Origin of the sequence: Halovivax sp. (assembly GCA_007119345.1) — an archaeon.
Classification (GTDB): domain Archaea; phylum Halobacteriota; class Halobacteria; order Halobacteriales; family Natrialbaceae; genus Halovivax.
The window spans coordinates 1-7,294 of sequence record SKPV01000214.1 but is presented as its reverse complement, the minus strand read 5'-3'; the positions used below and the strand labels follow the sequence as shown (position 1 = coordinate 7,294).

Annotated in this window: 7 protein-coding genes; 2 read left to right on the top strand and 5 right to left on the bottom strand. The window is 66.9% G+C overall.

Going from position 1 to position 7,294, the window contains the following annotated elements; genetic code table 11:
- Positions 1 to 271: 271 nt before the first annotated feature.
- The 5 genes from QZT59_RS15080 to QZT59_RS15060 form a co-directional block, all read right to left on the bottom strand.
- The gene (locus QZT59_RS15080) at positions 272 to 565 is read right to left on the bottom strand and encodes a winged helix-turn-helix transcriptional regulator (protein ID WP_290818228.1); all 294 of its coding nucleotides are present in this window, start codon (positions 563 to 565) and stop codon (positions 272 to 274) included.
- Between the two features lie 420 nt (positions 566 to 985).
- Positions 986 to 2,338 (bottom strand): DUF5305 family protein, encoded by a 1,353-nt coding sequence (locus tag QZT59_RS15075; RefSeq protein ID WP_290818225.1) that lies wholly within the window; start codon positions 2,336 to 2,338, stop codon positions 986 to 988.
- A gap of 200 nt (positions 2,339 to 2,538) precedes the next feature.
- The gene (locus QZT59_RS15070) at positions 2,539 to 3,714 is read right to left on the bottom strand and encodes a signal peptidase I (RefSeq protein ID WP_290818222.1); all 1,176 of its coding nucleotides are present in this window, start codon (positions 3,712 to 3,714) and stop codon (positions 2,539 to 2,541) included.
- 155 nt (positions 3,715 to 3,869) lie between these two features.
- Entirely contained in the window at positions 3,870 to 4,757 is an 888-nt protein-coding gene (locus QZT59_RS15065; protein ID WP_290818219.1) for a CARDB domain-containing protein, read from the bottom strand.
- A 27-nt stretch (positions 4,758 to 4,784) separates the two neighbouring features.
- The gene (locus QZT59_RS15060) at positions 4,785 to 5,255 is read right to left on the bottom strand and encodes a hypothetical protein (RefSeq protein ID WP_290818216.1); all 471 of its coding nucleotides are present in this window, start codon (positions 5,253 to 5,255) and stop codon (positions 4,785 to 4,787) included.
- 246 nt (positions 5,256 to 5,501) lie between these two features.
- On the opposite strand from QZT59_RS15060, the gene QZT59_RS15055 reads away from it, so the two are divergent.
- Together QZT59_RS15055 and QZT59_RS15050 are read left to right on the top strand one after the other, a co-directional pair.
- Positions 5,502 to 6,056 (top strand): hypothetical protein, encoded by a 555-nt coding sequence (locus QZT59_RS15055; protein ID WP_290818213.1) that lies wholly within the window; start codon positions 5,502 to 5,504, stop codon positions 6,054 to 6,056.
- Between the two features lie 164 nt (positions 6,057 to 6,220).
- The gene (locus QZT59_RS15050; protein WP_290818209.1) at positions 6,221 to 7,099 is read left to right on the top strand and encodes a hypothetical protein; all 879 of its coding nucleotides are present in this window, start codon (positions 6,221 to 6,223) and stop codon (positions 7,097 to 7,099) included.
- Positions 7,100 to 7,294 lie beyond the last annotated feature (195 nt).

Genomic DNA, 7,294 nt, shown 5'->3' with positions numbered 1-7,294 from the left:
GTCCGACGCATCCGATCGAACCCAGCGCGCCGCCACGGTTCGACGCATCCGATCGACGCCAGGACGCGGCCACGGTCCGACGCATCCGATCGACGCCAGGACGCGGCCACGGTTCGAGGCCCGGACGTCGTCGCGGTCTACGTCCACCCGATACGTGTGGGTCGACCTGGCGGTGATCGGCGAGGCTCGATAGCGACCCTGCCGACACCGAAGACCGTCGCTCGCTCGCGGTCAGAAGCGTAGAAGAGATATATTCCGAGCGGCCTCGACGTCACTCCGCGCAGCAGGCGTCCTCGGCCCCGCACGCGTCGTCGATCCCGCCGTCGGCGGCGATCGGCTCGGCCAGCCGGTAGAGGCTCTGGCGAGCGTCCGCGAAGTAGATGTCCTCGTCCACGATGCCGATCTCCTGGAGGCGTTCGAGCGCGTAGCGCACCGTTCGCGCCGACAGCATCGACTCCTCGACGATCTGCTTCTGGGTCAGCGGTCCGTCGTACTCGAGTACCTTGAAAACGAGTTTCGCGCTCGGCGGCAGGTCTGTGAGTTCGTCCCCGTCAAATTCTCCCATCGTTACGAATCGAAACTCTCCAGCGCCATAAAAGTTCAGCCTTCCCGGTGAGGAGTGTCTTCGCAGTGAAAGAACGAGTTCGCCGAGCGGGACCCGGTAGGGAAGATCTTCGACGTTGCCGGATTCGGCGCTGGTACGGACGGATCTCGGCAACTCCGGACTCGGGCCGGGAACGGGCGAGTGGTCTCTCTCTGGCTGGAACGAGCGAGTGGCTGTTCTCTGGCTTGAAACGAGCGAGTGGCTGTTCTCTGGCTTGAAACGAGCGAGTGGCTGTTCTCTGGCTTGAAACGAGCGGGTGGCTGTTCTCGGGCTTGAAACGAGCGAGTGGCTGTTCTCGGGCTTGAAACGAGCGAGTGGCTGTTCTCGAGCCTGGTACGGACGAGTAGCCGCTCCCGGGTCTGGAACGGACGAGTAGCCGCTTCAGAGCTGGCGCCAGGCGTCCTCGTCCTCCGGATCGATGTCGGAGGCGTCGACGGGGCCGTCGGCCCGAACGGACGGCCCGGAACCGTCTCCCGGCCCGTCGGAGGGCGGCGACCGTTCGTTCGGCCCGGAACCGTCTCTCGGCCCGTCGGAGGGCGACGACCGTTCGTTCGGCCCGGCCGGTGGCGGCCCATCGGAGGGCGGCGACCGTTCGTTCGGCCCGGCCGATGACGGCCCGTCGGAGGGTGGCGACCGTTCGTTCGGCCCGGCCGGTGGCGGCCCGTCTCCGGGCGCTCCGGCGGGTTCGAACTCGTCGGCGTCGGCCTCCTCGAGGTCCATGTTCGGCCAGGCCGTCTCCTCCCAGAGGCCGCGGTCGGTGTAGTAGTAGACGACGTCGTCGTCGAGGACGGCGAACAGGCCCCGCTGGCGGTCGTGGACCACCCGCTGGTTGGTGTCGATCGCCACGTCGACGACGTCCTCGAGGGTGTCGAGGGAGATGTGGTGTTCCCCGACCCACATGGGGATCGAGCCCCGCGAGATCCACTCGGCGTACCGTCGCTCGTGGACGGCCCGTCGGGCGGTCGTCTCGTCGACCGCGGACCAGCGAGAGACGGTCCAGGCGGCGCCGAGCGAGCTCGCCCCGAGTAACGCGAGCAGCCCGACGAGCAGCGAGCTTCGGGGCTGGGTCTCGGTCACCTGCGAGGTCTCGGCGTGGCGCTCCTCGGCCGACGGCGTCCGCTCTCCGAGCCAGTAGGCGTCCTCGGTCGACTGCAGATCGGTCCCCGCCCGGAGCTCGCCCGCGTTGGCGCCGGTGTCGTAGGCCGCGGTCACCTCGACGGTGACGTCGATATCCCCGACGCCCGCGAGGTCGTCCTCCAGCGCCCGCCGCTCGGCCAGTACCTCGCCGACGTCGAGGTCGGCCTCGCCGACCGCCACGCCGTCTTCGATCGTCGCCTCCTCGCGGACGATCGGCTCGGTCCGGTTCCAGAACGGCTCGCCGTCGCGGGTCGCCTCGTAGCGAAGCTCGACGTCGTGGGTGACCGCGGTCTCGTCCGTCGGGACCGACGTGCGCGGTTCCAGCGTGAGCGTCGGCGTGGCGTTGTGGACGTACACGGGACTGTTTCGCAACTCGGTCCCCTCCTCCCAGAGGCCGTCCTCGACGACGATCGCGCTCGTGTGGAGTTCCGTCTCGATCGTCTCGTGGTCGATCTCCTGGGTGGTCGTCTCCTCGTGCGGGTTCGCGACGGCCCAGCCGCTCGCGGCGAGCGCCAGCACGCCGACGACGGCCAGCGCGACGATCACGGTCGTGGCGCGTCTGGCGATCAGCAGGTCGAGTCTCGGATTGTCGATCACCGGTTCACCTCCGGCCTCCGAACGGAACGGCGCCTCGGCGGTCGCGTCCGGCCCCCCGACCGAACCCGTTCCCCCTGTTCATGCGGAGAGTTTCGGCTTCGGACAGATAACCGTGGCGGCCGGAACGGCCGTCTCGCCGCCGCTCGTGGCCGATCGCCATCACCGACGCGAGCGCTCGTACCGTCGCGCTCCGCGACGAGTCACCGCGACCGCCACCGCCGGAGTTTCCGTCGGAGTCGCCGGGTCAGCGGGACGTGGTCGCCGGGTCGGCGGAGCCGCAGGTCCGAGCCGCCGAGCACCGCGAGGACGAGCCCCGTTCCGATCGCGACGATGACCGCGTTGACGCCGGCGACGGCGAGGTACGGGTGGATCCCGTGGAGTCCCAGCAGGACCGACGGCGGTAGCACCATCAGGTACCGATACTCCGAGACCGTGCGGACGTACTCGCCCTCCGTCCGGGGAGCCGAGAGTCGGACGGTCGTCTCCCCGGCCGAACGGCTGGCGACGGTCTGTCCCTCCGGTTCGACCGTCACGCCGCGGCTGGCCGGCTCCGTGGCCACGACGACCGGCAGGTAGCCGGCGTTGTCGACGGTCCGCTCGAGTTCGCCGGTCTCGCCGGGGGCGAGCACCTGCGGCTCGTCGGTCGGCTGGTCGGTGGCCACGACCTGGTAGCTCGTCGTCCCCGACGGGATCACCATCGCGGCCGTCGCCAGGGTCACGAAGACGAGCAGGACGAGCCCGACGGCGACCCAGATCGCGATCACGTTCTCGCGCTTTCGCGACCGGGTCGTGTCCCGGCGCGCGGGCCCGGCGCGGTCGAACGCCGTCCCGAGACCGAGCAACGCGATCCCGATGGCCACCAGCATCGCGCCCGCGCCCTCGGCGTCGAGTTCGCCCGGCACGCCGACGGCGGCCGCGAGCGAGTCCACGGCCGTCATCGCGATCGACTGCGCGCCCATCACGGCGGTTCCGAGGTGCGGGATCGTCACCACGTGGCCGTTCACCTGGGCGGCGGTGGCGACGACCTGGCCGTCGGTGACCGGCGGCTCGCCCGCGTCCTGGTCGGTGAACGGGTTCGCGTCCCCCCGCGTGACGTAGCCGTCCTCGGTCTCGTCGACGACGCGGTGGGTCGTCAGCTCCCCGTCGTTGATCTCCTGGGCCTCGAAGACGATCACGTCGCCCTCCGAGACGTCGCCGGACAGCGGCGACGGAACGGCCACGAAGCCGTCGCCGGCGTCCATCGCCGGCGCCATGCTCCCGGTCGCCACGTACCCCAGCAGGATCGGCTGGCCCAGCAGCTGGCCGAGCACCATCGCGACGACGAGGACGGCGAGCGCGATTCCGGCGATCCGCCTCGAGGACGCGACGCTGCTCACGGCGGTGTCCTCCCCGGGATTGAGGGCGGAACCCCCGCCCGGCTCCGGCGCGCGTCGTCCCCCCGGACCGATCGCGCGGCGATTCGATGGCGGTGCAAGTACGGACTCGTAAGGAACCGAGACGGTTTAGTTGCGCCGATCCTTCGCGGCGCCGATCAGGACCTGCGCCGATCCTTCGCGGCGCCGATCAACAGCACCAGCCCGACGCCCGCCGGCGGCGCCACGGCCGCGGTCAGCGGCGAGGCGAGCTCGCGCTCTCCGACCGAGAATCCGGCGCGGTCGGAGACCGACACCGTCCCCGCGGACTCGCCGCCGACGGAGACGGCGTACTCCCCGGATCGCTCGAAGAGCCACTCGAAGGTCACCGTCCGCTCCTCGCCCGGAGCCAGCTCGACGTAGCGGTCCGCGACGACCGCACCACCCACGGCGAAGTCGACGGTCCCGGCGGCCGTCTCGTTGTGCGGGTTCGTGACCGTCGCCGAGGCGGTGACCCGCTCGCCCGCTTCGATCGCCGTTCGATCGACGGTGGCGTTCGTCACCTCGAGTGGTGCGGGGTCGGTCGGTTCGGCCGACTCGTCGTCATCGGACGTCTCGACGACCACGGTGAACGTCTCGGTTCCTGTGGGTGCTTCGCGCGTGTTGATCGAGACGCCGATGGTGGCGGTTTCGCCGGGGGAGAGATGGAGGGGGTTGTTGGGGCCGATTTCCGCGCTTCGGTCGCCGTTCGCGTAGAACGTGACGCCGTCGAGGTCGTGGTCGATCCAGACCTTATCTACGGATTTGTCTGTCACCGTGATTTCAAAGACTTCGTCGGTAGAGGTAGTCGCGTCGGCGTTGAGCCGGTCGAAGTCGAGGGCGAGTTCGTGGTCCTCGACGGTGGCGTAGTCGCTCGATGGGGTGAGTTCGACGCCGTTTGTGGTGTCGGCGTCAGCTAACGCGAGCGCCCCAGTCGGGACCGCGAGCAGGAGGGCGAACGCAGCAGCTATTACGAGGTGGTTGTTGCTCATCGTCCAGACTGCGAGGGCCGCTGGTTGGTCACTCAATTCGCGTCTCAGATGCTCACCACTCGCTTACGTTGCGTTCGCTTCGAAGGTGATCGTACCGTCGCTGACATCCACGTCTTCTTCGCCCTCGAGGTCGAAGACGATGTCAAAGTCTTCGTCCGCTTCAGAATCAATTGCCACCTCTGTTTCACTCAGATCATTTCCTTCGTGCTCGATTCTCACTTCCTTCGGCGCATCCGTCACCTCGAGTTCGACTTCGTTGTCGCCGTTGTTCCCCACCGTGAGCGCGTCATCGAACTGTGTGACGGCATTCTCGTTGAGGTCGTCGATCGAGATCTCTATCTGATTGCCGTCGCCGTTCTCCGGTTCGAGTGCCGATCTGTTGATCTCGAAAGAGAGCAAGGCGTCGGAGTCGCCGGTCGTCTCGATATCGATCGTCCGGTGGGCCTCCACACTGCTGAACGCACCCGTCCCCAGGAGCGCGCCGCCGCCAGCTACGATTCCGCCCAGTCCCACTAACACGTTGCGTCGGTTCATTTTCATTGTTTCTCTCGCCTCCCACGCCCCTGCGGCTCGACCCCGTTGTGGCGCGGTTCTTACTCGCTTCCAGTAACGCCACCCCCATTGTATTGACCGACCAGAGATCGTATCGGTGGCCCAGAAAACGATTCAAACTCGCCTTGAAGCCCAATTATCAGTCCTGAAACCGGCAATCGGCCCGAACGCATTTGTATCATCGAGGCCGAAATTCACACACGAACGATTCGTGTGGGGAACGACTGCATGGGGGCACTAGACGTGCGTAGCGCGACGACGGAGGACACCTCGAGGCGCGGCGAGATCTTCGACCTGCTCAGCAACCGCCGGCGCCGGTACGCGATCCACTACTGCAAGCAGGTCGGCGAGCCGGTGTCGCTCTCTGACCTCGCGGAGCAGGTCGCCGCCTGGGAGCTCGACAAGGACGTCGAGGCGCTGACGTCGGCCGAGCGCAAGCGGGTCTACACCGCACTCCAACAGAGCCACCTGCCGACGCTCGAGCGCGCGGACGTCATCGAGTTCGAGGATCACACGATCGAACTCACCGACGAGGCGGCGGCGCTCGAGGTCTACCTCGACATCGTGCCGCCGGACTCGATCCCGTGGGGCGTCTACTACCTCGGCCTCTCCGCGCTGGGATTCGTTGTCCTTGCGGGCGTGTGGGCGGAGGTCGTGCCGACCGGGACGGTGCCGGCGCTCGGATGGGCAGCGCTCGTGCTCGCGCTCGTGGCGGCTTCCGCGGTCGCGCACGTGGTTACGAGTCGCCGCTACCGGCTGGGTGAACTCGAACGGCCGCCATAACACGAGGACAGAAACCGATCCCGATGACTCAAAATCACTCACGACGAGCGGCGATCGGATTGATAGCCGGTGGCTCGCTTCTCGTGATGATGGAGTCGCGGGGGTTTCACAATATCGCGGCCAATCGTGGCGTTAGCGTAAGTACGGCTGCCGACTCGAGCGCGTTGCTCAGTATCGAGAACGTCGCCGACGAACCGATCGACGGGGAGGGGGAAGAAGTCATCCGCCTTACGAACCGGTCGAATGTACCGTTTCAGTCCTTCACGTTCGACGTCAGCGTCGGGTCCGGGCTCACGATTGCCGAGGAGTTCGACGACGGCGAGCTCGTCCCCGATGAATCCACCTCCCTGTACTTGTCTTGTGAGTCCGGTAGTGGCGGCGGATACACCGCGGTCGATGTGGCCATCGAGGAAGCGAACGGCGGATCGATCGCCGTTACGGACCTGTCTCGGTCGTACCTGATCGAACGGGATTGTCCCGGCGGGAGCGACGATCCGTTTTTCGACGTCGAAATCACGGATACGAACTCGCCGATCGGGGAAGGCGACACACTCGAGGTCGATGCACGGATTCGAAACACGGGGATCGAAACGGACACCCAAGAAGTGGTGCTGGAGATCGGTAACGAACAGCGGGACGGCGAAACGGTCGAGCTCGACGGCGGCGAGGAGGGGGAGATCGAACTGCAGTGGACGGAGACGGTCGCAGGGACATACGACGCGATCGTACGAACCGACGATGAGGAGGATTCGACTACCGTCGAGGTGGAGAGCGACGAGGCGTACACGATCGAGCACGTCTCGCTCTCGGATGGAGGCGGGAACGACATCGACGTCACTGTCGAGGTCAGTACGGACGATTCCGACGCCATATTGGAGATAATCTCCTGGCAGGGCGACGAGCAGCGCGATCGCAAAACGGTATCCGCCGAAGACGGTACCTATTCAATCGCCGGACGGAGACAGGCCGATCAGGTACAGGTGAACCTCCGGGACGGGGATGACTCGGTCCGGCACACGGTCTGGCGGGAGTGGAACCGGTGAGCATCGCGGCGTCGATGGAGTCGGCGTGTCGTAACGCTCACCGCCCACTTATCACGTCGGACACGACGGTAATGCGAACCCCTTTTGACCACCCGCCACCGACACCCTCCCATGTCGACCACGACGATCAGCGAACGACGCGAGCACCTCCGCTCGATCGGGGTGACCGCGTCGTGCGCCTTACTCGGGGTCGCC